Annotated in this window: 24 protein-coding genes; 20 read left to right on the top strand and 4 right to left on the bottom strand. The window is 63.7% G+C overall.

The annotated features are described in order from the left end of the window. Window positions 1-711 carry an outer membrane protein gene (locus tag IG197_RS10960; RefSeq protein ID WP_192318711.1) on the bottom strand — a complete coding sequence of 237 codons (711 nt, stop codon included), beginning with the start codon at window positions 709-711 and terminating at the stop codon, window positions 1-3. A gap of 252 nt (window positions 712-963) precedes the next feature. On the opposite strand from IG197_RS10960, the gene miaB reads away from it, so the two are divergent. From miaB to IG197_RS10920, 8 genes are all read left to right on the top strand, one after another. Further along, window positions 964-2,364 (top strand): tRNA (N6-isopentenyl adenosine(37)-C2)-methylthiotransferase MiaB, encoded by a 1,401-nt coding sequence (gene miaB, locus IG197_RS10955; RefSeq protein ID WP_192318709.1) that lies wholly within the window; start codon window positions 964-966, stop codon window positions 2,362-2,364. A gap of 74 nt (window positions 2,365-2,438) precedes the next feature. Further along, entirely contained in the window at window positions 2,439-3,431 is a 993-nt protein-coding gene (locus IG197_RS10950; protein WP_371746544.1) for a PhoH family protein, read from the top strand. 18 nt (window positions 3,432-3,449) lie between these two features. Next, entirely contained in the window at window positions 3,450-3,962 is a 513-nt protein-coding gene (gene ybeY, locus IG197_RS10945; RefSeq protein WP_192318707.1) for an rRNA maturation RNase YbeY, read from the top strand. 26 nt (window positions 3,963-3,988) lie between these two features. After that, complete coding sequence (locus IG197_RS10940) at window positions 3,989-5,059, top strand: hemolysin family protein (RefSeq protein ID WP_192318705.1); 1,071 nt, start codon at window positions 3,989-3,991, stop codon at window positions 5,057-5,059. 87 nt (window positions 5,060-5,146) lie between these two features. Then, window positions 5,147-6,739 carry an apolipoprotein N-acyltransferase gene (gene lnt / locus IG197_RS10935; RefSeq protein WP_192318703.1) on the top strand — a complete coding sequence of 531 codons (1,593 nt, stop codon included), beginning with the start codon at window positions 5,147-5,149 and terminating at the stop codon, window positions 6,737-6,739. A gap of 140 nt (window positions 6,740-6,879) precedes the next feature. Then, window positions 6,880-7,299: a helix-turn-helix domain-containing protein gene (locus IG197_RS10930; RefSeq protein ID WP_067954459.1), complete on the top strand. Its 420-nt coding sequence runs from the start codon at window positions 6,880-6,882 to the stop codon at window positions 7,297-7,299. A 233-nt stretch (window positions 7,300-7,532) separates the two neighbouring features. Continuing rightward, complete coding sequence (metK, locus tag IG197_RS10925; protein ID WP_067954457.1) at window positions 7,533-8,816, top strand: methionine adenosyltransferase; 1,284 nt, start codon at window positions 7,533-7,535, stop codon at window positions 8,814-8,816. Window positions 8,817-8,835: 19 nt separating this feature from the next. Continuing rightward, entirely contained in the window at window positions 8,836-9,537 is a 702-nt protein-coding gene (locus tag IG197_RS10920) for a tRNA (guanosine(46)-N(7))-methyltransferase TrmB (RefSeq protein WP_067954456.1), read from the top strand. Window positions 9,538-9,803: 266 nt separating this feature from the next. Here IG197_RS10920 and IG197_RS10915 read toward each other — a convergent pair whose 3' ends face one another. Both IG197_RS10915 and IG197_RS10910 read right to left on the bottom strand, forming a co-directional pair. Then, window positions 9,804-11,195, bottom strand: coding sequence for a sensor histidine kinase (locus tag IG197_RS10915; protein WP_192318702.1), 1,392 nt, complete (start codon window positions 11,193-11,195; stop codon window positions 9,804-9,806). Further along, a complete protein-coding gene (locus IG197_RS10910) occupies window positions 11,195-11,869 on the bottom strand; it encodes a response regulator transcription factor (RefSeq protein ID WP_192318700.1) in 675 nt (224 codons plus the stop codon). Before IG197_RS10910 ends, IG197_RS10915 begins: the two co-directional genes overlap by 1 nt. A 119-nt stretch (window positions 11,870-11,988) precedes the next feature. Between IG197_RS10910 and IG197_RS10905 the strand changes: the two genes are divergently transcribed. The 4 genes from IG197_RS10905 to IG197_RS10890 all read left to right on the top strand — a co-directional run bounded on the left by IG197_RS10905 (window position 11,989) and on the right by IG197_RS10890 (window position 16,336). Continuing rightward, entirely contained in the window at window positions 11,989-13,053 is a 1,065-nt protein-coding gene (locus IG197_RS10905) for an ABC transporter substrate-binding protein (protein WP_192318698.1), read from the top strand. Between the two features lie 311 nt (window positions 13,054-13,364). Further along, window positions 13,365-14,309 carry a tripartite tricarboxylate transporter substrate binding protein gene (locus IG197_RS10900; protein ID WP_154385947.1) on the top strand — a complete coding sequence of 315 codons (945 nt, stop codon included), beginning with the start codon at window positions 13,365-13,367 and terminating at the stop codon, window positions 14,307-14,309. After that, complete coding sequence (locus tag IG197_RS10895) at window positions 14,306-14,794, top strand: tripartite tricarboxylate transporter TctB family protein (protein WP_192318697.1); 489 nt, start codon at window positions 14,306-14,308, stop codon at window positions 14,792-14,794. Before IG197_RS10900 ends, IG197_RS10895 begins: the two co-directional genes overlap by 4 nt. Window positions 14,795-14,821: 27 nt before the next feature. Beyond that, window positions 14,822-16,336: a tripartite tricarboxylate transporter permease gene (locus tag IG197_RS10890; protein WP_192318695.1), complete on the top strand. Its 1,515-nt coding sequence runs from the start codon at window positions 14,822-14,824 to the stop codon at window positions 16,334-16,336. A gap of 202 nt (window positions 16,337-16,538) precedes the next feature. Here IG197_RS10890 and IG197_RS10885 read toward each other — a convergent pair whose 3' ends face one another. Continuing rightward, window positions 16,539-16,703 (bottom strand): hypothetical protein, encoded by a 165-nt coding sequence (locus IG197_RS10885; RefSeq protein WP_169808283.1) that lies wholly within the window; start codon window positions 16,701-16,703, stop codon window positions 16,539-16,541. A gap of 272 nt (window positions 16,704-16,975) precedes the next feature. On the opposite strand from IG197_RS10885, the gene rimP reads away from it, so the two are divergent. The 8 genes from rimP (at window position 16,976) to rpsO (ending at window position 25,676) form a co-directional block, all read left to right on the top strand. After that, window positions 16,976-17,608 (top strand): ribosome maturation factor RimP, encoded by a 633-nt coding sequence (gene rimP / locus IG197_RS10880; RefSeq protein ID WP_192318693.1) that lies wholly within the window; start codon window positions 16,976-16,978, stop codon window positions 17,606-17,608. A gap of 51 nt (window positions 17,609-17,659) precedes the next feature. Further along, window positions 17,660-19,252 carry a transcription termination factor NusA gene (gene nusA / locus IG197_RS10875; RefSeq protein ID WP_067954442.1) on the top strand — a complete coding sequence of 531 codons (1,593 nt, stop codon included), beginning with the start codon at window positions 17,660-17,662 and terminating at the stop codon, window positions 19,250-19,252. A 32-nt stretch (window positions 19,253-19,284) separates the two neighbouring features. Then, window positions 19,285-19,935, top strand: coding sequence for an RNA-binding protein (locus IG197_RS10870; RefSeq protein ID WP_067965752.1), 651 nt, complete (start codon window positions 19,285-19,287; stop codon window positions 19,933-19,935). Then, window positions 19,932-22,616, top strand: coding sequence for a translation initiation factor IF-2 (gene infB / locus IG197_RS10865; protein ID WP_067954440.1), 2,685 nt, complete (start codon window positions 19,932-19,934; stop codon window positions 22,614-22,616). The genes IG197_RS10870 and infB overlap by 4 nt, the downstream gene beginning before the upstream one ends. A 114-nt stretch (window positions 22,617-22,730) precedes the next feature. After that, window positions 22,731-23,138 carry a 30S ribosome-binding factor RbfA gene (rbfA, locus tag IG197_RS10860; RefSeq protein ID WP_067954438.1) on the top strand — a complete coding sequence of 136 codons (408 nt, stop codon included), beginning with the start codon at window positions 22,731-22,733 and terminating at the stop codon, window positions 23,136-23,138. A 1-nt stretch (window position 23,139) separates the two neighbouring features. Then, the gene (gene truB / locus IG197_RS10855; RefSeq protein ID WP_067954437.1) at window positions 23,140-24,087 is read left to right on the top strand and encodes a tRNA pseudouridine(55) synthase TruB; all 948 of its coding nucleotides are present in this window, start codon (window positions 23,140-23,142) and stop codon (window positions 24,085-24,087) included. Window positions 24,088-24,148: 61 nt separating this feature from the next. Then, window positions 24,149-25,243 (top strand): magnesium/cobalt transporter CorA, encoded by a 1,095-nt coding sequence (gene corA, locus IG197_RS10850; protein ID WP_154385944.1) that lies wholly within the window; start codon window positions 24,149-24,151, stop codon window positions 25,241-25,243. A gap of 163 nt (window positions 25,244-25,406) precedes the next feature. Then, window positions 25,407-25,676, top strand: a complete 270-nt coding sequence (gene rpsO, locus IG197_RS10845; protein ID WP_154385943.1) for a 30S ribosomal protein S15 — start codon at window positions 25,407-25,409, stop codon at window positions 25,674-25,676. Window positions 25,677-25,778 lie beyond the last annotated feature (102 nt).

The following is a 25,778-nucleotide window of genomic DNA, read 5'->3' as shown; positions in this document are numbered from 1 at the left end:
TCAGAACTTCTTGATGAGGCCTATACGGATCATGTGAAGGTTGTCGGACACGTCATAAGTTTCATCGAAACCATCGGTTTCGATGTGGGAGCCAAAGTCCGAGTAAGCATAGTCCAGGCGCCCGACCCAATCTCCCGCGAATGCATGCTCGATGCTCGCGCCGATCGTGAATCCTGCACGGGCACCGTCTCCGAAGATCGAGGAGTCAGGATCCGGCTCGCCGTTCACGCCGCCGTCTATGTCGCCATAGCCATAGTCGATGTCGGCAACGATTACACCGGCCCGGGCAGTGATAAGGGTCCGGTCAATGGCGAAACCAAGACGGCCTGCCAGACTGCCGTACAGTCCATACTCGCTGCGGGCAAAGTAGTCATCGCCATCTGGAAACCAGAAGTCATCCTTGGCACCGAGATAGCCAACCTCGCTTTCCACACCAAAGACCAACTGATCTCTTTGCCAGTTGTAGCCGGCTACGGCTCCCCCGGCAAAACCCTTGGGGCCGAGGTCGGCTCTATCTTCGGGCGCGGACCCATCGAAGCCGTTATCGCTGATCGCGGAAGAGTCTCCAGTTCCATAACCGAGCAACACACCGGCATAGAACCCTGACCAGTTGTACGTAGCGGAGCCTGCTTCGGTTGCTACGCTGTCGGCAGCACCAGCTGCGGTTACGATCGCCAGCATCGCCACAGTTGCCGCAAGAATCTGTCTCATCGAAAAGCCCCCAGAACTCAAGCTGATCTAGATGTACATACCTGCGTGGTTGAGAGAAAGCGTTTGCTTTCTCACAGGTTGCAAAGGGGCGATGATAGTTGCTTTCCTGCCACATCAAGTTCCGTCGGCAGTTGCTGCATGTGAGCCTCAGCGGTCTTGCCTCGCGGGAGGTCGCGCTGCCACGTCCCCCATCCAGGGCTGGCGGCCTAAACCGTCTGTTTTTTGCCGCGGAAAGGCGCTAAGAGGCGCCGCATGGAAATCGACGATATCGCTGAAATCATTCCGGCCGGCAAAGCCGCCGCAGCAACGGGCGCTGCCAGGAAGGTCTTCATCAAGACCTATGGCTGCCAGATGAATGTCTACGACTCGCAGCGCATGAGCGATGCGCTCGCTGCCGATGGCTACGCCGCGACCGAGACCATCGACGACGCCGACCTGGTGTTGCTCAACACTTGCCACATCAGGGAAAAGGCCGCCGAGAAGGTCTATTCGGAGCTTGGCCGCCTGCGCCAGCTCAAAGCCGAGCGGGCCGAGGCCGGGCGCGAGATGATCGTTGGCGTCACCGGCTGCGTCGCCCAGGCCGAGGGTCGCGAGATCATCCGCCGTGCTTCGGCGGTCGATCTCGTCGTCGGGCCGCAGACCTATCACCGCCTGCCCGAGGTGGTGAAGAAGGCACGTGGCGGCCAGAAGGTGGTCGAGACCGAATATGCGCTCGAGGACAAATTCGAGCACCTGCCGCAGCCGCGCAAGGCCGAGGTCGCCCGCCGTGGCGTCACCGCCTTCCTGACCGTCCAGGAAGGCTGTGACAAGTTCTGCACCTTCTGCGTGGTGCCCTATACCAGGGGCTCTGAGGTGTCGCGCTCGGTCGCCCAGATCGTCACCGAGGCCGAAAGGCTGGCCGAGGCCGGCGTGCGCGAGGTCACCTTGCTTGGGCAAAACGTCAACGCCTGGCATGGCGAGGGCGCCGACGGCAAGGAGTGGGGGCTTGGCCGCCTGCTTTACCGGCTCGCGGAAATCCCCGGCATCGCCCGGCTGCGCTACACCACCAGCCACCCGCGCGACATGGACGACGAGCTGATTTCAGCCCATCGCGACCTGCGCGCCCTGATGCCCTATCTGCATCTGCCGGTTCAGTCTGGCTCGGACCGCATACTCAAGGCGATGAACCGCAGGCATACTGCGGTTGATTATCTCAAGCTGATCGATCGAATCCGCGCTGCCCGTCCCGACATCGCCATGTCGGGCGATTTCATCGTCGGTTTTCCCGGCGAGACGGATGCCGATTTCGAGGCTACAATGGAGATCGTGCGCCAGACCAATTACGCCTCGGCCTACACGTTCAAATATTCGCCGCGTCCCGGCACGCCGGGCGCCGACATGGACGGCCATGTCGAGGAAAAGGTCAAGGACGAGCGCCTGCAGCGGCTGCAAAAGCTGATCACCGAGCAGCAACACGCCTTCGCCGACGGGCTGGTCGGACAGACGATTTCGACGCTGATCGAAAAGCCGGGTCGCCAGCCTGGGCAGATCGTCGGACGGTCGCCATGGCTGCAGCCGGTTATTGTTGATGAAAAGGCCGGCGAAATCGGTGACATTGTTGATGTGCGAATCACGAAGACAGGCACCAACAGCCTGTTCGCCGAGGCGGTCTGATCGGCCGTACGGCAGATGAGGAGAGACGGTTGAGCGCTGCTGAACTCAAGAACCTGCCCTCCGGGGCGTCTGACATGGCGCACATCGTACTGACCTTCGACAACAACAAGCTAGCCAGTGCGCTTTATGGCCAGTTCGACGAGAACCTGGCCCGTCTCGAACAGAAACTCGGCGTCGACATCCGCTCGCGCGGCAACCAGCTGACCATCAAGGGCAGCGCGACTGCTGCCGAGCAGGCGCGACGGGCGCTCGATCATCTCTATGCCATCCTGCAGAAAGGCGGCGAAGTGGCGCAATCCGACGTAGACGGCGCCGTGCGCATGGCGGTTGCTCCCGACGACCAGCTGACGCTGCCGACGCTGGAGCGCAAGGGCAAGATGGCCGCCGCCCAGATTTCGACCCGCAAGCGCACCATCTATGCCCGCTCGCTCAACCAGGACGCCTATATGCGGGCGCTGGAGCGCGCCGAGCTCGTCTTTGGCATTGGCCCTGCCGGTACCGGCAAGACCTATCTGGCGGTGGCGCATGCCGCCATGCTGCTCGAGCGCGGCATGGTCGAGCGCATCATCCTGTCGCGTCCGGCGGTCGAAGCGGGCGAACGCCTTGGCTTCCTGCCCGGCGACATGAAGGAAAAGGTCGATCCCTATCTGCGCCCACTCTATGACGCGCTCTACGACATGATGCCGGCCGACAAGGTCGAGCGCGCCATTGCCGCGGAAGTGATCGAGATCGCGCCGCTGGCCTTCATGCGTGGCCGCACGCTGGCCCATTCGGCCGTCATCCTCGACGAGGCGCAGAACACCACCTCGATGCAGATGAAGATGTTCCTGACCCGTCTCGGCGAGGGCTCGCGCATGATCATCACGGGCGACCCGACGCAGATCGACTTGCCGCCCAACACCAAGTCGGGTTTGGTCGAGGCGCTGCGCATCCTCGACGGCGTGCCGGGTGCTGTGACCGTGCGCTTCAACGACGCCGACGTCGTTCGCCATCCGCTGGTCGCCGAGATCGTCAGAGCCTATGACCGCGACGGCAAGGTCGCGCGCGGCCTTGGCACCGAGGGTTGATCGGGAAGAGTTTTGGTCATGCCTGACGAGAAAACACCGGCGTCCGCCGTTGCGGCGGGCGCTCTCGACATTGACTTGATGATCGAGGAAGGCGGTTGGCCGAACGAAGATACGCTGCGCGCAATCGTCGACCGCGCGGTGCCTGCTGCCTTGGCCGAGGCAGAGGTCAAAATCGTCGACGGCGTCGAGCTCAGCCTGGTTTTCACCGACGACGACAGCATCCAGAGCCTCAACGCCGAATGGCGCCAGAAGGACAAGCCGACCAACGTGCTGTCCTTTCCGGCCTTCCCGATGGCGCCGGGCGACGCTTTGCCGCCGATGCTCGGCGACATCGTACTTGCCTACGAGACGGTGCAGCGCGAGGCCGAGCTTGAAGGCAAGCCACTCGAAAACCACATAACCCACCTCATAATCCACGGACTCCTGCACCTTTTGGGGTATGATCACGAGACCGACGAGGAGGCCGAGGAAATGGAGGCGCTTGAACGCCAGGCGCTGGCGAGGCTTGCCATTCCCGATCCCTACGCGTAACAGGGACGAACAACGACCGGACGACGATGAACGACAAGCAAGAGACTGCCGCCACGCCCGACACGGGAACCGCGGCAAGGGCCTCCGACCAGACCGAGGACGGACCTAGTAGCAGTGCGCCGTTACAAGCGACGCACGACCCCCAGGCCGAGCGGCCAACATTCATCGAGCGGTTGAGCCGGTTTTTCCGCCACCGCAGCAACGGCACCAATATCCGTGAGGAAATTGTCGATGCGCTGGCCGAAACCGGCAGCGACGTCGATTCGTTTTCGCCCGGCGAACGTGCCATGCTCAACAACATCCTCCGGCTCCGCGAGGTCAGGGTCGAGGATGTCATGGTGCCGCGAGCCGACGTCGAGGCGATCGAGCTGTCGACGACCCTCGGCGAATTGCTTTCGGTGTTCGAGCAGTCGGGCCATTCGCGCATGCCTGTCTATGTCGAGACGCTCGACGATCCGCGCGGCATGGTCCACATCCGCGACGTGCTGGCTCACATCACCCGTGGCGCGCGTGTCAAGAAGGGCAGGGCGCGCAAGACGCAAGCCGCCGACATGCAACTGGATCTCGCCCAGGTCGACCTCAAGCGCACGATCGGCGACCTCGACCTGATCCGCACGGTGCTGTTCGTGCCGCCGTCGATGCTGGCCTCCGACCTGATGAGCCGCATGCAGGCGACGCGCACCCAGATGGCGCTGGTCATCGACGAGTATGGCGGCACCGATGGTCTCGTCTCGCTCGAGGACATCGTCGAGATGGTCGTCGGCGACATCGAGGACGAGCATGACGACGACGAGCCAATGATCACCCAAGCCGGCGATGGCGTTTATGTCGTCGACGGCAAGGCCGAGATCGAGGAAGTCGCCAAGGTTCTCGGCGAGGAGTTCTCGCCCGGCGAACACAGCGAATATGTCGACACCATTGGCGGCATGATCTTCAACGCCCTCGGCCGCGTGCCGGCGCGCGGTGAAGTGGTGCAGGCGATCCCAGGCTTCGAGTTCCATGTGCTCGACGCCGATCCACGCCGCGTCAAGCGCGTCCGCATCGTCCACAGCGTCAAGAGCGAGCGCCGCCGTCGCGCCAAGGCTGAACAGGCGTGAGCCTGTTCCCGCCGGGCGGTCCGCCATTTGGTGCCGCCCTGCGGTGCTGCTACACCTTCGATCCGTGATTCTGCGACGAGGGCACGGATGGAGCGTCATGCTGGGCGGATAATTCTGCTGTGGGGATGGAAAAGGGCGCTTGTCGCCTTTGTGGCCGGCGCCTTTGCCGTCCTCGGTCAAGCGCCTTACGATTTCTTCGCCGCCTGCTTCGTCTCGTTCCCGATCCTGGTCTGGCTGCTCGACGGCGCCGTCGCCGACAGGCCGGCGGGTTTCATCCGCCGCCTCATGCCGGCCTTTTCCACCGGCTGGTGGTTCGGCTTCGGCTATTTCCTCGCCGGCCTGTGGTGGGTCGGCGGCGCATTGCTGGTCGAAGCCGAGAGTTTTGCCTGGGCGCTGCCTTTCGCCGTCGTCGGCATCCCTCTGATCCTGGCTTTTTTCTACGGCTTCGCTGCCGCGCTGGCGCGGCTGTTGTGGAGCGACGGCATTGGCCGCATTGCAGCGCTTGCCTTCGCCTTCGGCCTGATCGAGTGGCTGCGAACCTTCCTGTTTACCGGTTTTCCGTGGAATCCGCTCGGCTTCGCGGCCATGCCCGTGCCTCTGTTCATGCAGAGCGTGACGATTGCAGGCGTCACCGGCATGAACGTGCTGGCGGTCTTCGTCTTTGCCATGCCGGCGCTGCTCGCCGACCGGCGTAACCTCAAGCTCGGCACAGCCCTTGCCGCAGTGCTGGTCGCGGCCCATGCCGGATATGGCTATTTCAAGCTGTCCAGGCCGGGACAGCCTGCCGGGCGGACGCTCAATGTCCGCGTCGTTCAGCCCAACATCGACCTCAGCGAAAAATGGGATGGCCGCGTCCGCGACCGCATCTTTGCCAGCATGCTGCAGCTCTCGGCCGAGGCGCCCAAGCCGGGTGCGAAAAAGCCGGACCTGATCATCTGGCCCGAAACCTCGGTGCCGTTCCTGTTCACCGAACGGCCGGATGCGCTGGTGGCGATCGGCGACATGCTGGGCGACGGCCAAACCTTGATGGCCGGCACCGTGCGCGCCGAAGGCGAATCGGTAGCCGGCGCCGACACCCGCTATTACAATTCCGTCGTCTCCATCAACGACAAGGGCGAGATCGTCGATGCCATCGACAAGGTCCATCTCGTACCCTTCGGCGAGTACATCCCTTTCGCCGGACTGATGGAGCGGATCGGGCTGACGCAGCTCGTCGCCGGGCCGATGAACTTCTCCGCCGGCACCGACCGGCGACCGCTCGAGCTGCCCAGCGGCATCAAGGCATCAGCCTTCATTTGTTATGAAATTATCTTTCCCCGCATGGTTGCAGTTGACGCAGCGTCAACTGGGATTATTGTAAACGTGACCAACGACGCGTGGTTTGGCGACGCTCCGGGCCCCTACCAGCATTTCCGGCAGTCGCAGGTCCGCGCGGTCGAAAACGGGTTGCCGGTCCTGCGCGCGGCCAACACAGGAATTTCCGGCATTGTCGACCCGAGCGGGCGAGTTGTGGATGCACTTGCGATGAATGTTCGCGGCACCATCGATGTCTCGCTTCCGGTGGCCGCCATTGGCGCTGCCTCGCCGCCGTTTTCGCGCGTTAACGCTTTCCTGATCATGTTGTTGATTGCCGTAGCGGCAAGTGGCTTGAAGCTCAGACAGAGGCTCAGGGCGAATTGACACTGCGCTTGTTAGAAACTCATATGTCGCCGCGCAGCCAGAAGCTGTGCCAATCAACGTCTGCACCCGGACGCAATAAACTGCCCTGAATGGGGTGCCTGCCCAAATAATAAGCTGGAAAAATCCGGCGAGGAAAGACAGTGGAAAAAGAGAACAAGAAAAAGCCAAATCCGACCGACGTCTACGTCGGCGGACGCATTCGCCTGCGACGCAATATGCTTGGAATGAGCCAGGAGAAACTTGGAGAGAGCCTCGGCATAACTTTTCAGCAAATCCAGAAATATGAAAAAGGAACAAATCGTGTCGGAGCGAGTCGCCTTCAGGCCATCGCTTCCATCCTGAGCGTTCCGGTTGCTTTCTTCTTCGAGGATGCCCCCGGCGCCGAGGGCGGCGAGCACAAGGGGCTGTCGGAAGATTCGTCCACGTCTTTTGTGGTCGATTTTCTCTCGAGCGCCGAAGGCCTCCAGCTCAACCGCGCTTTTGCCCGGATTTCCAACCCCAAGGTTCGGCGCAAGGTTATCGAGTTGGCTAAGGTCCTGGCCGACGACGAAGACCAGTAGCAGCGCAGCGTTGCGCGTCCCGCCGGATGCGCGAGCCGCGCCCCGACTGCCCGAAAATCGCTTCTGATCTTCGGGCCGATGCGCGAGTGCGACGGCGATGCGCCGTCGCAACTCCCTTGCATTAACAGCGCTTCCGCGATGAAGCCTGCTTGACGAGGTCTGGCAGGCTTCGCTAACACGTGTCGCGCCAAATGATCGGCATCGCGCCGATCGCTTTCTAGAGGGGACATCCCGTGCAGCGGCAGAATTATCTTTTCACCTCCGAGTCCGTATCCGAAGGTCACCCCGACAAGGTGTGCGACCGCATTTCCGATGAGATCGTCGATCTCGTCTATCGTGAAGCCAAAAAGACCGGCATGGATCCGTGGAAGGTCCGCGTTGCCTGTGAAACCCTGGCAACCACCAACCGCGTCGTGATCGCCGGCGAAGTTCGCGTGCCGGACACGCTGCTGAAGAAAGACAAGAACGGCCAGGTCGTGAAGGACGCCGCCGGTCATCCGGTCGTCAATCCGTCCAAGTTCAAGTCGGTGGCCCGCAAGGCCATCCGCGCCATCGGCTACGAGCAGGCCGGCTTCCACTGGAAGACCGCCCGCATCGACGTGCTGCTGCACGGCCAGTCGCCCGACATCGGCCAGGGCGTCGACAGCGCCGCCGACCGCCAGGGCGAAGAGGGTGCCGGCGACCAGGGCATCATGTTCGGTTATGCCTGCCGCGAAACGCCCGACCTGATGCCGGCGCCGATCTATTACAGCCACAAGATTCTCGAACTGCTGGCTTCGGCCCGCCACGAGGGCCAGGGCGATGTCGGCAAGCTCGGTCCGGATGCCAAGAGCCAGGTCACCGTGCGCTACCAGGACGGCAAGGCCCATGAAGTCACTCAGATCGTGCTTTCGACCCAGCACCTCGACGGCAGCTGGGATTCGGGCAAGGTCCGCAAGGTCGTCGAGCCCTACATCCGCGAAGCCCTTGGCGACCTCGAGATCGCCAACGACTGCAACTGGTACATCAACCCGACCGGCAAGTTCGTCATCGGCGGTCCTGACGGCGACGCCGGCCTCACCGGCCGCAAGATCATCGTCGACACTTACGGCGGCGCTGCCCCGCATGGCGGCGGTGCGTTCTCCGGCAAGGACACCACCAAGGTCGACCGCTCCGCAGCCTATGCCGCGCGCTACCTCGCCAAGAACGTCGTTGCGGCCAAGCTTGCCGACCGTTGCACCATCCAGCTGTCCTACGCCATCGGCGTCGCCCAGCCGCTGTCGGTCTATGTCGACCTGCACGGCACCGGCAAGGTCGACGAGGCGGTGCTGGAAGATGCGCTGCGCCAGGTCATGGACCTGTCGCCGTCGGGCATCCGCCGTCACCTCGACCTCAACAAGCCGATCTATGCCAAGACTTCGTCCTACGGCCATTTCGGCCGCAAGGCCGGTCGCGACGGTTCCTTCTCCTGGGAGAAGACCGATCTGGTGAAGGCACTCAAGGACGCCGTTGCCGGCAAGGAAGCGGTCGCCGCCTGAGGCGACCGTAGGACCACCAATGGAACAGGAACCGCGCCGCAGCCGCTCGACGGAAGCCTTCTTCGGGCGTCGGCGCGGCAAGCCCATCCGCCCCTATCAGGCGGAGGCGCTTGAGCAAGGATTGGCACGCCTCGGCATCGACCTGGGCGTGGCCGCTCCCGCCGATCTTCGCACCATGTTCGAAGCCGAGGTTTCGAAGGTCAGGCTCGAGATCGGTTTCGGCGGCGGCGAACATCTTCGCCATATCGCTGCGAACAATGCCGATGACGGCTTCATCGGCATTGAGCCCTTCGTCAACGGCATGGCCAAGATGGCTGCGGCGCTGCATGAAAAGCCGCTCGCCAACATCCGGCTCTACGACGAGGACGCTACCCAATTGCTCGACTGGCTGCCGGAGGCCTCGGTCGACGGCATCGACCTGCTGTATCCCGACCCGTGGCGCAAGAGAAAGCACTGGAAGCGCCGTTTCGTCAGCCCGGTCAATCTCGACCGCTTCGCCCGCGTGCTGAAAAGCGGCGCGAAGTTCCGCTTCGCCTCGGACATCGACACCTATGTCAACTGGACCCTGCAGCACTGCCGCGCCCACCCTGCCTTCGACTGGCAGGCCGCTGATGCCAAGGACTGGCACACCCCCTACGAAGGCTGGACCCGCACCCGCTACGAAGCCAAGGCCATCCGCGAGAACCGCACTCCGGCCTATCTGACCTTCGTCAGGACGTAGGCGCGATCCGTTCTCCCCTTGTGGGAGAAGATGCCCCCAATGGACGGATGAGGGGTGTTGGATGAAGCGCGGCGACGTCATCCCGGCCGAGCGGAGCGAGAGCCGGGACCCATTGACTGGATCATCGTGATGGGCGGCCAGGTCCTTGCTTCGTTGGCCTCCATGGATGCAACCGCAAGCCAGATCCCGGCCGTGCTCATCAATGGTCCCGGACAACCTGCGCTTCGCTAAGTTTTCCGGGATGACGAGCGCTCCTGTTCGGGCTGCTAGGCGTCGGGGGCCTTCCCGAACGCCACCCTGACCCTGAGCCCACGGCCATCGGCCCCGGCCAACAACTCCAGCCGGCCGCCGAACAGCGAGGCGATTTCCTCGACGATCGGCAGGCCGAGACCGGCGCCGGGCTTGTCGCCGGCTCGCCCGCGGACGAAGCGCTGGCGCACGCCTTCAAGATCGGCGGGCGCGATCCCCGGACCGGTGTCCTCGACCTCCAGCACCACCTCGGTGCCGCCGTCGAGCACCTTGACCGTCGCCTCGGCGTCGTTGCCGGCATAGGCAAGCACGTTCTCGATCAGGTTGCGGATCATTTCGCCGAGCAGCATCGGCTCGCCGTGCACGAACAGCAGCTCTTCGCCCTCGAAACCAAGGTCGATGCCGGCGGCATGCGCCTGGGTGACGCGGTCGGCGGTGAGCTGCTGGGCAAGCTCGGTCAGGTTGACCGTGCCAAGGTTCTTCAGCCGGTCGGATGCCGCTTCGTCGACCTTGGCGAGCAACAGCAGCTGGGCGATGACGCGCTCGGCATGGGCTACCGCCTCGTCGCCCATCCGGGCCGCCAGCCGCGCCTCTTCCAGCGAATGAGCGCGCGAGGCGAGCGCCAGCTGGGTCCGGATAATGGTCAGCGGCGTGCGCAGCTGGTGGCTGGCATTTCCGGTGAAATGCCGCATCGCACCGAGCGCCGAGCCGAGCCGGCCCATGAAGGAATTGACCGTGTCGACGAGCCCGCGCACCTCCCTCGGCACCGACTGCTCGATCGGGTGCAGGTCGTCGGGATTGCGCTCGGCAATGGCGTCGCGCAGCCGGTAGAGCGGCCTGAGCGAGAAGGTGACGGCGAACCAGACGATCGCCGCCGCACTGCCGATCAGGATGGCGAGTCTCAGCGCCGAGCGCAGCAGGATTGTCTGCGCCAGCTGGGTGCGGGCGATCGTCGTTTCGGCAATGGTGACGACGAACGGGATCGAAGTCGCACCCGTCGAGGCGGCGCGGGACAGTGAAGTGAGCCGGATCGGCTCACCGCGGAAGCTGGCATCTTCATACCCGCTCTCTTCGAGCTCCAGCCCGTTGATGACGGGCAGCGTCTGGTAGCCGGTGATGAAGCCGTCGGGGCCGTCGACGCGGTAGAAGACGCGGTCCTGAGCCGCCGAGGTCAGCATTTCGAGCGCGACATAGGGGATGTCGACCTCCAGCGCCCCGTCCTCGGCCACCACGACGCGCTCGGCGATGGCAAGTGCCGAGCCGGCGAGCACGCGGTCGGAGACGGCGTTGGCCGTTTCCACAGCTTCGTTGTAGGTGTCGGCCAGCGCAATCAGGCCGAGGGTGACCAGCGGCACAAGGAGCCACAGCAACAGCCGTCGGCGGAGCGAATAGGGCCGCGTCTGCGCCATCAGGGGTTTTGGATCTTTTCGAGATAATAGCCGATGCCGCGCGCGGTCCTGACTGTCAGGCCATAGGGCGCCAGCCGCTTGCGCAGGCGGCTGACATATTGCTCGATGGCGTTGGCGCTGAGGTCCTCGTCGAAACCGGCCAGCGATTCGATGATCGCCTGCTTGGCGACGACCTTGCCGGCGCGCATGAACAAAGTTTCGAGCAGTGCCAGTTCCCGCGCCGGGATGTCGATGGCCGCCCCGTTCGAGGAGAAGCTGCGTGTGTTGAGGTCGAGCTGGACCTCGCCGAAGCTGACTGTGGCGGCCTTCAACCCGGCGTGGCGGCGCAGCAGCGTGCGGACACGCGCCTCCAGCTCGCCGACGTCGAAGGGCTTGACCATGTAATCGTCGGCGCCGAGGTCGAGGCCCTTGACCCGCTCGTCGAGCGAATGCCTGGCCGACAGGATCAGCACGGCGGCGTCGTGCTGGCGCCCGCGCATGGTGCGCAGCACGTCGATCCCGTCCATCTCTGGCAAATTGAGGTCGAGGATGACGAGATCGAAACGTTCGGTGGCGAGCACCGCGACAGCGGACGCGCCGTCGCCGACCACGTCGACGGCATAGCCGCTGCCCTTGAGCACCGCCGCCAGCCCCCCGGCCAGCGTCGCGTTGTCCTCGACCACCAGAATGCGCAACCCTGTTCTCCTTGCCCGCCCCATCCGAACGATGCCCATTCGCCGGGCAAAGGTCCAGAGGCCGTTCGACGCATCCGCCCGTTGTGTCGTCCGGCGCGCTGAGGCATGGTCCGGCGATCATGCGCCTAGCCATTCTCACCGCCCTTGTCTGCCTTTCTGCGCCCGTGCAAGCGGAAGTCACCGTTTTTCCAGCTCTCAACGGTGCGTCGGACGCCCGCACGCTCGTCGTCTATTCCTCGCTTGATGCGCCGCTGAACAATCCGATGATTGCCGGCTTCCAGAAGGCCAATCCCGGCGTCGCCGTTCGTTACGAGGAACTGCAAACGGTCGACATTTACGACCGTGTCCTGGCCGAGACCGACACCGGCAAGGGCACTGCCGACATCGCCTTTTCCTCGGCGATGGACCTGCAGGTCAAGCTCGCCAATGACGGTTACGCCCAGGAAAGCCGGCTGCCTTTGTCCGATCGTTGGCCGCGCTGGGCCAATTGGCGCGACACCGCCTATGCCTTGACCTACGAGCCGGCGGTGTTCGTCTACCACAAACCGAGCTTCAAGGACGTCGACCCGCCGGCGACGCGTGGCCAGTTCGTCGACTATCTCAAGTCTCAGGGCGACAGGGTCTATGGCCGCATCGCCACCTACGACATCGAGCGCTCCGGCGTCGGCTTCATGTTCATGGCTCGTGATCAGGAACAGTATCCCGACATCTGGTCGGTGATCCGGGCCATGGGGGCGGTGGGCGTCAAGCTCTATTCGACGAGCAGTGCCATCCTTGAGCGGATCGCCGACGGCCGCTTCGTGCTCGGCTACAACATCCTCGGCTCCTATGCCGCCGACTGGGCGGCGCGCAACCAGGATGTCGGCATCGTCCTGCCCAAGGACTACACGGTGGTGATGTCGCGCATCGGCCTGGTGCCGGCGGCCGCCAAGTCGCCCGACCTCGGCCGCCGCTATCTCGAATATTTCATGTCGGCCGAAGGCCAGACGGTCATGGCGCGGCAGCTGCATATCGCGGCCGTCAATCCCGAGGTGTCCGGCGAGAACACCGCCAACCGGATGCAGGAGGTTCTGGGCGGGCAATTGCGCCCGGTGCCGGTCAGTCCAGGCCTGATGGTCTATCTCGATCAGGTCAAGCGTTCCCGCGTCATCGAGCGCTGGAACGAGGCGCTGCGCAGTCCCTGACGACAGGATGTACCCAAGCTGTTGCATCGGTGTCAGTCTGATGTCAGGTTGCTGCGATAGGGAAGTTTTGGCCCATCCGTTGGAGGCGGCGAGGCTCGGAAAGTTCGGGAGGACTTCGAACACGTTTCCGCTAAGGCTACCCGACGGCGGTTCTCACCGCCGCGCAGAGGGGCCGGGAAACGCTGCTGTGATGGCAGGCCCCTAAGCCGGCCAGTTCCTTTCTCCCCAGGTTCCGGGACGTTGCCTCAGGCGCGGGCTCCGAAACTGAAAAAGCATTCTGTCCCGCGCATGCGGGCAAGGGAGGAACAGCAATGAAGCAGTTCGTATTGGCATCCATCATCGCGGGCGCGCTTGCCCTGCCGGCCGCCGCGGCCGACTACAAGATCATGGCTCCGGCAGCGCCTGGCGGCGGCTGGGACCAGACCGCGCGCTCGATGCAGACGGCGCTCCAGGACGAGAAGATCTCCAGCTCGGTCCAGGTCAACAACGTTCCGGGCGCCGGCGGCACCATCGGTCTCGCCCAGTTCGTCAACCAGGCCAATGGCGACCCGGCACAGCTGATCGTCGGCGGCTACGTCATGGTCGGCGCCATCCTGACCAACGCCTCGCCCGTCACGCTCGACCAGGTCACCCCGATCGCACGCCTGACCGGCGAATATGAAGCGCTCGTGGTTCCGGCCGCTTCCGACATCAAGGACATGGCTGGCCTCGTCGCCAAGCTGAAGGCTGATCCGGGTTCGGTTTCCTGGGGCGGCGGCTCGGCCGGCGGCACCGACCACATCACGGCCGGCCTGATCGCCAAGGCTGCCGGCGTCGACCCGACCAAGGTCAACTACATCGCCTATTCCGGCGGTGGCGAGGCTCTCGCTGCCATCCTCGGCGGCCAGGTGACGGTCGGCATATCCGGCTACGGCGAATTTGCCGAGCAGATCAAGGCCGGCACGCTGCGCATCATCGGCATCTCGTCGGATGCCAAGGTCGAAGGCATCGATGCCCCGACCTTCAAGGAAGGCGGCGTTGACGTCTCGATCCAGAATTGGCGCATGGTCGCTGCTGCTCCCGGCATCTCGGCCGAGCAGAAGGCGGCCGTCCTCGCCGACGTCGAAAAGATGGTGACCTCGGCCTCGTGGACCAAGATCCTCGCCGACAAGGGTTGGGCCAATACCTATCTCGCCGGCGACGACTTCGCAGCCCAGCTGAAGAAGGACACCGAGGCGACGTCCGCCATCCTGAAAGACATCGGCCTGGTGAAATGAGCCTGGACAACCAGCAACAAGAAAGGCGCCGCCCCGATCGGGCGGCGCTTGTCATCGCCGCCCTGCTGATGGTGGTGTCTCTGGTCATTGCCTGGAGCACAGCCAGCCATGGCGCCGGCGCCAACTATGCCCGCGTCGGCCCGACAACGTTTCCCTATGTAATTGCTGTGGCCTTTTTCGGCCTGTCAATCTGGACGTTCTTCGAAGCCTGGCGTGGCGACTTCCCCGAGCGCGAAAAGCAGGAGATCAGCCCGATCCTTTGGATCGTCGGCGGTCTTGCCGCCCAGATGCTGCTGCTCAAGACAGCTGGCTTCTCGATCGCCACCGGATTGCTCTTTGCCGCAACGGCAAGCGCTTTTGGCCGCGGACCGCTGTGGAAGACGATCCCGATCGGCATCGTGCTTTCATTCGTCGTCTGGATCATTTTCGCCAAGGGACTGCAGCTCTCGCTGCCCGCCGGCCCGCTCGAACATCTGTTGTTCTGAGCGATTATCAAGGGAGCTCGGCTCTAAATGGATACCTTCGGTCTGCTCGCGCAGGGACTGCTCACGGCACTCGAGCCGATGAACATGCTTTATGCGCTGATCGGCGTGACGCTCGGCACAGCTGTCGGCGTTCTTCCCGGCATCGGCCCGGCACTGACCGTCGCCCTGCTTTTGCCGGTCACCTACAAGCTTGATCCCGCGGGCTCGCTGATCATGTTCGCCGGCATCTACTACGGCGGCATGTATGGCGGCTCGACGACGTCGATCCTGCTCAACACGCCTGGCGAAAGTGCCTCGATCGTCACCGCGCTCGAAGGCAACAAGATGGCGCGTGCCGGGCGAGGCGGCCCGGCACTGGCAACGGCCGCCATCGGCTCGTTCGTTGCCGGACTGATCGCTACGGTCGGTCTCGCCTTTGTCGCGCCGACGGTCGTCAAGATGGCGCTGTCCTTTGGCCCGGCCGAATATTTTGCGCTGATGATCCTGGCCTTCATGACCGTCTCCGCCGCCTTCGGCGATTCGACGTTGCGCGGACTGACGGCGCTGTTCATCGGCCTCGGCCTTGGTCTCATCGGTATCGACCTGCAGACCGGCCAGGCGCGCCTGGCTTTCGGCATTCCCGACCTGCTCGACGGCATCGAGGTGACGACGCTTGCGGTCGCGCTGTTCGCCGTCGGTGAAGCGCTCAGCGTCGCTGCCAGCAAGGGCGGCGATTCGACCATCCAGGCGATCAAGGGTTCGGTGTGGATGACGCGCGAGGACTGGAGCCGGTCATGGAAGCCATGGCTGCGCGGCACCGCAATCGGCTTCCCGATCGGCGCCATGCCGGCCGGCGGCGCCGAAATCGGCACCTTCCTGTCCTATTCGGTGGAAAAGAACCTGGCCAAGAAGCCGGAAGAGTTCGGCCATGGCGCCATCGAAGGCGTCGCGGGCCCCGAGGCGGCCAACAATGCTTCCGCGGCCGGCACGCTGGTGCCGCTGTTGACGCTCGGCCTGCCGACGACGGCGACCGCTGCCATCATGCTCGCCGGTTTCCAGCAATTCGGCCTGCAACCGGGACCGTTACTGTTTGCGACCAACCCGCAGCTCGTCTGGGGCCTGATCGCCTCGCTGCTGGTCGCCAACCTGATGCTCCTGGTGCTCAACTTGCCGCTGGTCGGCGTCTGGGTCAGGCTGCTGACCATCCCACTGCCTTGGCTTTATTCGGGCATCCTGCTGTTTGCGACGCTCGGCACCATTGGCGCCAACCCCTCGACCTTCGAACTTGGCATGCTCCTGGCCTTCGGTCTGCTCGGCTATGGTCTGCGCCGCTTCGGCTATCCTATCGCGCCCGTCGTTGTCGGTCTGATCCTTGGGCCGATGGCGGAGCAGCAGCTTCGCCGCGCGCTGGCCATCAGCCAGGGCGACCCGACGATCCTGGTGCATTCGCCGATCGCGATCGTGTTGCTGCTGCTTGCGGCGACCGCCGTCCTGCTGCCGCTGTATCTGCGTGCCCGTGGCCGGGGCAAGGTGCTGGCCCAGCTGGGCGCCAACGAGGACTGAGTTCGTCTCGTCCTCTGAAACGAAAAAAGCCGAGGCCCGGTATCCCGGCCTCGGCTTTTCTTTGCCTCATGGGGGAGGCTGAGTACCCAGGGACAGAGCGACGGTCAGAATAACCGGCCGCTCCGGAGCACTGCCCGGCTGGCCCGTCTCGGCTATCGCCAATGACCGGCCAGCGGTGCGCTCTCTACCCTGAATGCCTTGATCAGTATTTGCGGATGCGGTCGAAGTGCATCGGGTCGATGCCGAGCATCACCAGGTCCTGGTTGGTTGGGCGATGACCGCGCTCGACGGCTGCTGCTGCAGCGACGGCGCTACCAAAGGTGCGAACCAGTACGCCAATGCGGCCAAATTGCTTGCGGGTGCTCATCTCGGTGTCCTCTTTTGCGCTGCATCATCATTTTTGTGCAACGCACCAAATATAGGTGGCGCAGAGAGAAGCGGTAGGGGTGTCCGCGCATGTTTGCCATGCATCTGCTGCAATGGTCGGCTAAACAAGTGCCAGTGGACGCAACCGGCCACAGGACTTGAAAGGCGCGCCGCCTTCGGCTATATCAGCCTCAAATTCTTGGTCGGTATGACGAAGAGTGGGTCCACCCGGTCCCGCTCTTTTTTGTTACCTGCCGACCGTCTGGAGAACCAATGACCGAAAACGCAGTCGAACAGACAGGCGACGACCGCATCATCCGCGAAACCGGCATCGACGCCCGTATCGCCCTGATCGTTCAGCCCGTCCTTCGCGCGATCGGCTTCCGCCTCGTTCGCATCCGTCTCTCGGGCCAGAACGGGCTGACGCTGCAGATCATGACCGAGCGCGAAGACGGCACCATGACCGTCCAGGATTGCGAAGCGGTGAGCCGCGCGGTTTCGCCTGCTCTCGATGTCGATGATCCGATCGAAAAGGCGTATCATCTCGAAGTCTCGTCGCCGGGCATCGACCGGCCGCTGGTCCGCAAGTCGGATTTCGGCAACTGGATCGGTCACATCGTCAAGATGGAGACCTCGGTCATGGTTGCCGATCGCAAGCGCTTCCGCGGCAAGATCGCCGAAGTCGACGAAGAGAGCGTCCTGATCCAGCGCGACCAGGCTGCTTACGGCGAGGAGCCGACCGTGCGCGTGCCTTTCGAGGCGATCTCGGATGCCCGGCTGATCCTCACCGACGATCTTATTCGCGATGCCCTGAGCAAGGACAATCAGGCGCGCAAGGAAGCACGGAAGCGTCGCGGCGAAGCCGAGGATGCGCCGGAAGACGAAGAAACCGAAACGGAAGATTGATAGAGCCGAACGGCTGGGCAAGGTCCGGCCGGTCGCTCCGGGAGAAAGACAATGGTTGTAAGCGCCAACAGGCTCGAACTGCTGCAGATCGCCGATGCGGTCGCCCGCGAGAAGTCGATCGACAAGTCGATCGTCATCGCCGCCATGGCCGACGCGATCCAGAAGGCAGCGCGCTCGCGCTATGGTCAGGAGACCAACATCCGCGCCGACATCAACCCCAACACGGGTGAGATGAAGCTGCAGCGCCTGATGGAAGTCGTCGACAAGGTCGAGGACTATGCCACCCAGATCGCCCTGACCTCGGCACGCGAGCGCAACCCCGACGCCCAGCTCGGCGACTTCATCGCCGAACAGCTGCCGCCGATGGATTTTGGCCGCATTGCCGCCCAGTCGGCCAAGCAGGTCATCGTCCAGAAGGTGCGTGAAGCCGAGCGCGATCGCCAGTACGACGAATACAAGGATCGCATCGGCGAGATCGTCAACGGCACGGTCAAGCGCGTCGAATACGGCAACGTCATCGTCGACCTCGGCCGTGGCGAGGCGATCATCCGCCGCGACGAGCTGATCCCTCGCGAAAACTACAAGTATGGCGACCGCGTCCGCGCTTACGTCTACGACGTGCGCCGCGAGCAGCGCGGCCCGCAGATCTTCCTGTCGCGTACCCATCCGCAGTTCATGGCGAAGCTGTTCACCATGGAAGTGCCGGAAATCTACGATGGCATCATCGAGATCAAGTCGGTTGCCCGCGACCCCGGTTCGCGCGCCAAGATCGCCGTCATCTCGCGTGACAGTTCGATCGACCCGGTCGGCGCCTGCGTCGGTATGCGTGGTTCGCGCGTCCAGGCTGTCGTCGGCGAGCTCCAGGGCGAAAAGATCGACATCATTCCGTGGTCGCCTTCGGCTGCCTCCTTCATTGTCAACGCGCTGCAGCCGGCTGAAGTCGCCAAGGTCGTTCTCGACGAGGACGCCGAGCGCATCGAAGTCGTGGTTCCTGATGATCAGCTGTCGCTGGCCATCGGCCGCCGCGGCCAGAACGTGCGCCTGGCTTCGCAGCTGACCGGCTGGGACATAGACATCCTGACCGAGCAGGAAGAGTCGGAGCGCCGCCAGAAGGAATTCGTCGAGCGTTCGACCCTGTTCATGGAATCGCTCGACGTCGACGAGATGGTCGGCCAGGTTCTGGCCTCCGAAGGGTTCACCTCGGTTGAGGAAGTGGCTTACGTCGATGCCGACGAAATCGCATCGATCGACGGCTTCGACGAGGACACTGCGTCCGAGATCCAGACCCGCGCCCGCGAATATCTTGGCAAGATCGAGGCCGAGCACGACGAGAAGCGCAAGTCGCTCGGCGTGCAAGACGAGCTGCGCGAGATTCCCGGCATTACCACCGCGATGCTGGTGGCGCTCGGCAATGACGGTGTCACGACTGTCGAGGACTTCGCCGGCTACGCCGCCGACGATCTCGTCGGCTGGAAGGAACGCAAGGACGGAGAGACCAAGTTCTTCCCGGGCGTGCTCGCCGACTTCGGCGTCTCGCGCACCGACGCGGAACAGATGGTTGTTGCTGCCCGACGCATGGTTGGCTGGATCGCTGAGGACGAGATTGCGTCCGAGGAAGAGCCTGCCGACGTCGCCGGTGAGTGACGTGAGGCCGGCCGGGGAATCTGTTGGACGAGATGAACGATCGCACCTGCATCGTCACGCGCAAAAGCGCCGAACCGGATGATCTGATCCGTTTCGTCGTCGGCCCGGATTCGGCCGTCTATCCCGATCTCAAAAGAAATCTGCCCGGCCGCGGTTGCTGGGTGACGGCCGACCGCCTACATATCGACAAGGCGGCGGCCAAGGGCATGTTCGCCCGTGCCTTCAAGGCGCAGGTCGTCGTGCCGCCCGATCTGGGCGCAATGGTGGATAATCTGCTCGCCCGGTCAGCACTTGGCTCGCTTGGGCTTGCCCGCAAGGCCGGTCTGGTGGCACTAGGTGCCGCCAAGGTCGACTCCACGGTCCGTGCCGGCAAGGCGCTTCTGGTACTCCATGCTTACGAGGGCGCCGAGGATGGCGTCCGCAAGATCACCCAGGCCCGCAAGGCCACAGTGCATATCGGCGGGCCTGCCACGCCCGCCTACAAACTTTTTTCGGAAGCGGAATTGGGTTTGGCATTGGGGGCAACAAATGTGATACATGCTGCCGTCCTCGCGGGAGAAGCGGGCAAGGCGGTCGCGAAGCGCATGGTTGCGCTTGACCGATATCGGGGCGGATCCCCGGATGATCTGGCAATGATTGCGGCGATTGCCTACGACGATGATGCCGCAGAGGATATGGAATGAGCGATAGCAAATCGGGCGATGACAACACGTTGAGCGTCACTCCGAAGAAGACCTTGACGCTGAAGCGCCCGGGATCGGAGCAGGGAACGGTACGCCAGAACTTCTCGCACGGCCGCACCAAGCAGGTCGTCGTGGAGACGAAGAAGCGTAAGTTCTCCATGCCCGGCGACAAGCACGAGCCGACGCCGACGGCACAGACTGTTTTCGCGCCCAAGCCCCAGCCGGCAGCGCCCGCGCCGGCAGCTCCGGTTGCGCCCGTGGCAGCAGCGCCTGTTGCTCCGACGCCGGTCGCGGCAGCTCCTGCGCCCAGGCCTGCCCCGACGCCCGCGCCCGCGCCCGTCGCGAAAGAGGCACCGCGGCCTGCGCCGCGCCAGCCCGAGCGCTCGGGCATGGTGCTGAACTCATTGTCGCGCAGCGAGATGGACGCCCGTCGTCGTGCGCTCGAAGGCTCGGTCGCGCGAGAACAGGAAGATCGCGCCCGTGCTGCCGAAGACGCACGCCGCCGTGCCGAAGAAGACGAGCGCCGCCGCAAGGAGCGCGAGGATTCGGCTCGCCGCCAGGCGGAGGAGGAAGCCCGCCTCAAGACCGAGGCTGAATCCCGCCGCCGCGCCGAGGACGAAGCCCGCCGCCGTGCGCCGGCCGCTGCCCTCGAAGCCAATGTGCCTGACGAAGTGGAAGCCAAGCCGAAGGGCCGCGTTGGACCCGGTGCTGCAACCGCATCGCCGATCCGCCGCGTTGCGACCCCGGAGATCGCCCGTCCGGCCAAGACCAAGACCGAGGACGACCGTCGTCGTGGCAAGCTGACGCTCAACACGGCGCTGTCTTCCGCGGATGGCGACGCACGTTCGCGTTCGCTGTCGGCGATGCGTCGCCGCCAGGAGAAGTTCAAGCGTGCGATGCACCAGGAGACGCGCGAAAAGATCGTGCGCGAGGTCATCCTTCCTGAGACCATCACGATCCAGGAACTGGCCCAGCGCATGTCCGAGCGCGCCGTCGAGGTCGTCAAGTTCTTCATGAAGCAGGGCCAGATGCTGAAGCCGGGCGACGTCATCGACGCCGATACGGCCGAGCTGGTGGCTGGCGAGTTCGGCCACACGGTCCGCCGCGTTGCTGAGTCCGACATCGAAGAAGGCCTGTTCGACATCGCCGATCACAGCACGACGCTTGTGTCGCGTCCGCCTGTGGTCACCATCATGGGCCACGTCGATCACGGCAAGACGTCGCTGCTCGATGCCATCCGCAATGCCAATGTCGTGTCGGGCGAAGCCGGTGGCATCACCCAGCACATCGGCGCCTACCAGGTCGAAAAGAACGGTCAGAAGATCACCTTCATCGACACCCCCGGCCACGCCGCCTTCACGGCGATGCGTGCCCGTGGCGCCCAGGCGACCGACATTGCGATCCTGGTGGTTGCGGCCGACGACAGCGTCATGCCGCAGACCATCGAGTCGATCAGCCATGCCAAGGCTGCCGGCGTGCCGATCATCGTTGCGATCAACAAGATCGACAAGCCGTCGGCGAACGCCCAGAAGGTCCGCACCGAGCTGCTGCGCCACGAAGTCTTTGTGGAATCGATGGGCGGTGAAGTTCTCGACGTCGAGGTTTCGGCGAAGAACGGCACCAATCTCGACAAGCTGCTCGAAGCGATCCTGCTGCAGGCCGAAGTTCTCGACCTGAAGGCCAACCCCGACCGTACGGCCGAGGGCGTGGTCATCGAAGCCAAGCTCGACAAGGGCCGTGGTCCGGTTGCGACCGTGCTCGTCCAGACCGGTACGCTGCTGCCGGGCGACATCCTCGTCGCCGGCGACCAGTGGGGCCGTGTCCGTGCCCTGGTCGACGATCGTGGCAACCGCCTCGAAGAAGCTCCGCCGTCGATGCCGGTCGAAATTCTCGGCCTCCAGGGAACGCCTCAGGCTGGCGACCGCTTCGCGGTCGTCAACAACGAGGCCCGCGCCCGCGAGATCACCGAGTACCGCCAGCGTCTGGCGCGCGACAAGGCTGTCGCCAAGCACGCCACCCAGCGCGGCTCGCTCGAGCAGATGATGTCGCAGCTGCAGTCGTCCGGCCTCAAGGAGTTCCCGCTCATCATCAAGGGTGACGTGCAGGGCTCGGTCGAAGCGATCATCGCAGCGCTCGACAAGCTCGGCACCGACGAGGTGCGTGCGCGCATCGTCCATTCAGGCGCCGGCGCGATCACCGAAAGCGATGTCACGCTCGCCGAAACGTCGGGTGCTGCAATCATCGGCTTCAACGTCCGCGCCAATGCGCAGGCACGTCACGCCGCTGAGCAGCAGGGCATCGAGATCCGCTACTACAACATCATCTACAGCCTTGTGGATGACATCAAGGATGCGATGTCGGGCCTGCTGTCGCCGGAGCGTCGCGAGACCTTCATCGGCAACGCCGAAATCCTCGAAGTCTTCAACATCACGAAGACGGGCAAGGTTGCGGGCTGCCGTGTCACCGAAGGCAAGGTCGAACGTGGTGCCGGCGTTCGCCTCATCCGCGACAACGTTGTCATCCACGAAGGCACGCTCAAGACGCTCAAGCGCTTCAAGGACGAAGTCTCCGAAGTGCCGGTCGGCCAGGAATGTGGTATGGCCTTCCAGAACTACGAGGACATGCGTCAGGGTGACATCATCGAGTGCTTCCGCGTCGAGATGATTACCCGGAGGCTCTAAGCCTCTGGCATTAGTCTAGTCATTTGGACGGTGGCCGTTCGGCCGCCGTCCGTTTTCGTGCAGCAGGATGTGCGGTCCCATTCCGCCTCCTGCGACATATGGATTTTCAGGACCATGTCGCGTTTTCAGAGTTCAGGCCCATCCCAGCGCCAGCTTCGCGTCGGCGAGCAGGTGCGTCATGCGCTGTCCGAAATGCTCCCGCGCGGAGAAATCATCGATCCGGTGATCGAAACGACAGTCATCTCGATCACCGAGGTGCGGATGTCGCCCGATCTCAAGATCGCCACAGCCTTCGTGTCGCCGATCGGCGCCAAGGACCCGGACGCGGTCATCTCGGCACTCAACAAATACGCCAAATTCATCCGTGGCCGCGTTTCATTTGCCCTCAAGCAGATGAAATACATGCCGGAATTCCGTTTCCGGCTGGACACCAGTTACGACAATTTCGCCAAGATCAACGATCTGCTGCGCTCGCCCGAAGTGGCGCGCGACCTCGACGGCGAAGAAGACAAGGAAGACTGACATGTCGCGTCGCGGCAAGAAGAAAGGCCGGCCCGTCTCCGGCTGGCTGGTGCTGGACAAACCGGTGGGCATGGGCTCGACCGAGGCCGTCTCCAAGATCAAGTGGCTGTTCAACGCCGAGAAGGCCGGACACGCCGGAACCCTCGACCCGCTCGCCTCCGGCATGCTGCCGATCGCGCTCGGCGAAGCCACCAAGACCGTGCCTTACGTCATGGATGGCGCCAAGGTTTACCGCTTCACCGTCTCGTGGGGCGAAGAGCGCTCGACCGATGACCTGGAAGGACCGGTGACCAAGACCTCGGACAAGCGTCCGTCCGAGGAAGAGATCCGCGCCGTCATGCCGAAATATACCGGCGTCATCATGCAGACGCCGCCGCAGTTCTCGGCGATCAAGATCGCAGGCGAACGCGCCTATGACCTCGCCCGTGAGGGCGAGACCGTCGACATTCCCGCCCGCGAGGTCGAGATCGGCCGTCTCGAGATCATCGAAAACAGTGCTGATCGCACCGTATTCGAGATCGATTGCGGCAAGGGCACCTATGTCCGCTCGCTTGCCCGCGACATGGGACGGGATCTCGGCTGCTTCGGCCACATCTCCGAGCTTCGCCGCACCGAGGTCGACCCCTTCACGGCAGAGGACTTCGTCACCATTGCCGAGCTCGAGGCGGCTCGCACCGCCGGCCAGCCGGAAGGCGAAGAGGGCAAATGGGACTTCACAGCGATCGATGAATTCGTCGTCGACACTTCGGCGGCACTCGACTGCCTGCCGCAGGTCGCCGTGACCGACGAAGCCGCCTCCAAGATCAGGCTCGGCAACCCGGTCATCGTTCGCGGCCGCGATGCCCCTGTCGAGGCCGAGGAAGCCTGCGCCACCGCGCGCGGCAAACTCGTCGCCATCGGCGCCATCGAGCAGGGCATGTTCAAGCCCAAGCGGGTGTTCACTGCCTGACACTTGTCTGCCGGTGCCGTTTCCGCTTGGATCGCTGACATGATTCCGCGAGCGAGGCGAAATGGCACTGGCTGAACCCAACGGCAATCGTCGCCATCGCCAGCACGCGCGGCCGCCGGTCGGCGCGTCACCCGGCACGCTGATCGCCGATCCGTCGGCGCGCCAGTCGGCGCTGAACCTGACGCTGATCTCACCTGATACCTGCGAGTTCGTCGACGACGCCAGCCTCGATGACGTCGAGGCGGCTTGCAACAACTGGCCGTTGATCTGGCTCGACTGCGTCGGGCTCGCCAATATCGGCCTGATCGAGGAGATCGGCAGGATCTTCCACCTGCACACGCTGGCACTCGAGGATGTGGTCAACACAGGCCAGCGCTCCAAGGCCGACTTCTTCGACGAGCATGCCTTCTTCGTACTGTCGATGATCGACGACGCCAGGACCAGCCGCTACGAGCAGATTTCGTTCTTCTTCGGCGACAAGTTCGTCGTCACCTTCCAGGAGCGCGAGGGCGACCCGTTCGAGCCGGTGCGCCAGCGCATCCGCACCTCCAATCCGAGCCGCCTGCGCCATCGCAAGGCCGATTATCTTGCCTATGCGTTGATCGATGCGGTGGTGGACAGCTACTTCCCGATTGTCGATGCCACCGGCGACAAGGTCGACGCCATCGAGGACGAGCTGCTGGCCGCGCCCAGGAAGCAGCACATCAGCCAGCTGCACGGCTTGCGCCGGGCAACCAGCCTGCTCAAGCGCACGATCATGCCGTTGCGCGACGCCCTGACGACACTCATCCGCTCCGATGCCCCCTTCATCACGGCCGAGACGAAGGTCTATTTCAACGACACGCTCGACCATGCCATCCGTCTCGCCGAAACGGTCGAATCCCAGCGCGAAACGATGATCGGCCTGATCGAGATGCAGCTGTCGCTATCGCAGTCACGGACCAACGAGATCATCGGTGTGCTGACCATCGTCTCGGCGATCTTCATCCCGCTGACCTTCCTCGCCGGCATCTGGGGCATGAATTTCGACCCCGCCAGCTCGCCCTGGAACATGCCCGAGCTGCTATGGCCCTACGGCTATCCGGCGGCGCTTGGCTTCATGGCCTTTGTCGCGATCTCGCTGGTGCTGTTTTTCCGCTGGCGCAAATGGCTCTGAAGCGCGGCCCGGAGCCGGCTTGCGAATGGGACTGGCTTTTGTTGCCAAATTCCACTATATGCGCCGCAACATCGCGCTTTTGAGCGCCTTGTTCCATTGGCCCCAGCTGGACGACATCCCGGCCGAGGGCGTCCCGTTTCCTCCAGATTGAAAGGAAAACACGATGTCGATCACTGCAGAGCGCAAGGCCGAGCTTATGGCTCAGTTCGCAACCGCCAAAGGCGACACCGGTTCGCCGGAAGTCCAGGTTGCCATCCTCTCCGAGCGCATCAAGAACCTGACCGAGCACTTCAAGGACCACAAGAAGGACAACCACTCCCGTCGTGGTCTTCTGGCGCTCGTCTCCCTGCGTCGTTCGCTGCTTGACTACCTCAAGCGCAAGGATGACGCACGCTATCAGACGCTGATCGAAAAGCTCGGTCTGCGCCGCTGATGAATTGACCGGCGGGTTCTCCCCAGGGGAGGACCCGCCGGTCGCGCATTCGGGCCATCCTCATCGGTGGTCCATCGGTCCGATCTCGCCACAGCGGCGGGG

Origin of the sequence: Aminobacter sp. SR38 (assembly GCF_014843375.1) — a bacterium.
Classification (GTDB): Bacteria; Pseudomonadota; Alphaproteobacteria; order Rhizobiales; family Rhizobiaceae; genus Aminobacter; species Aminobacter ciceronei.
This window is presented reverse-complemented; position numbering and strand designations above follow the sequence as displayed.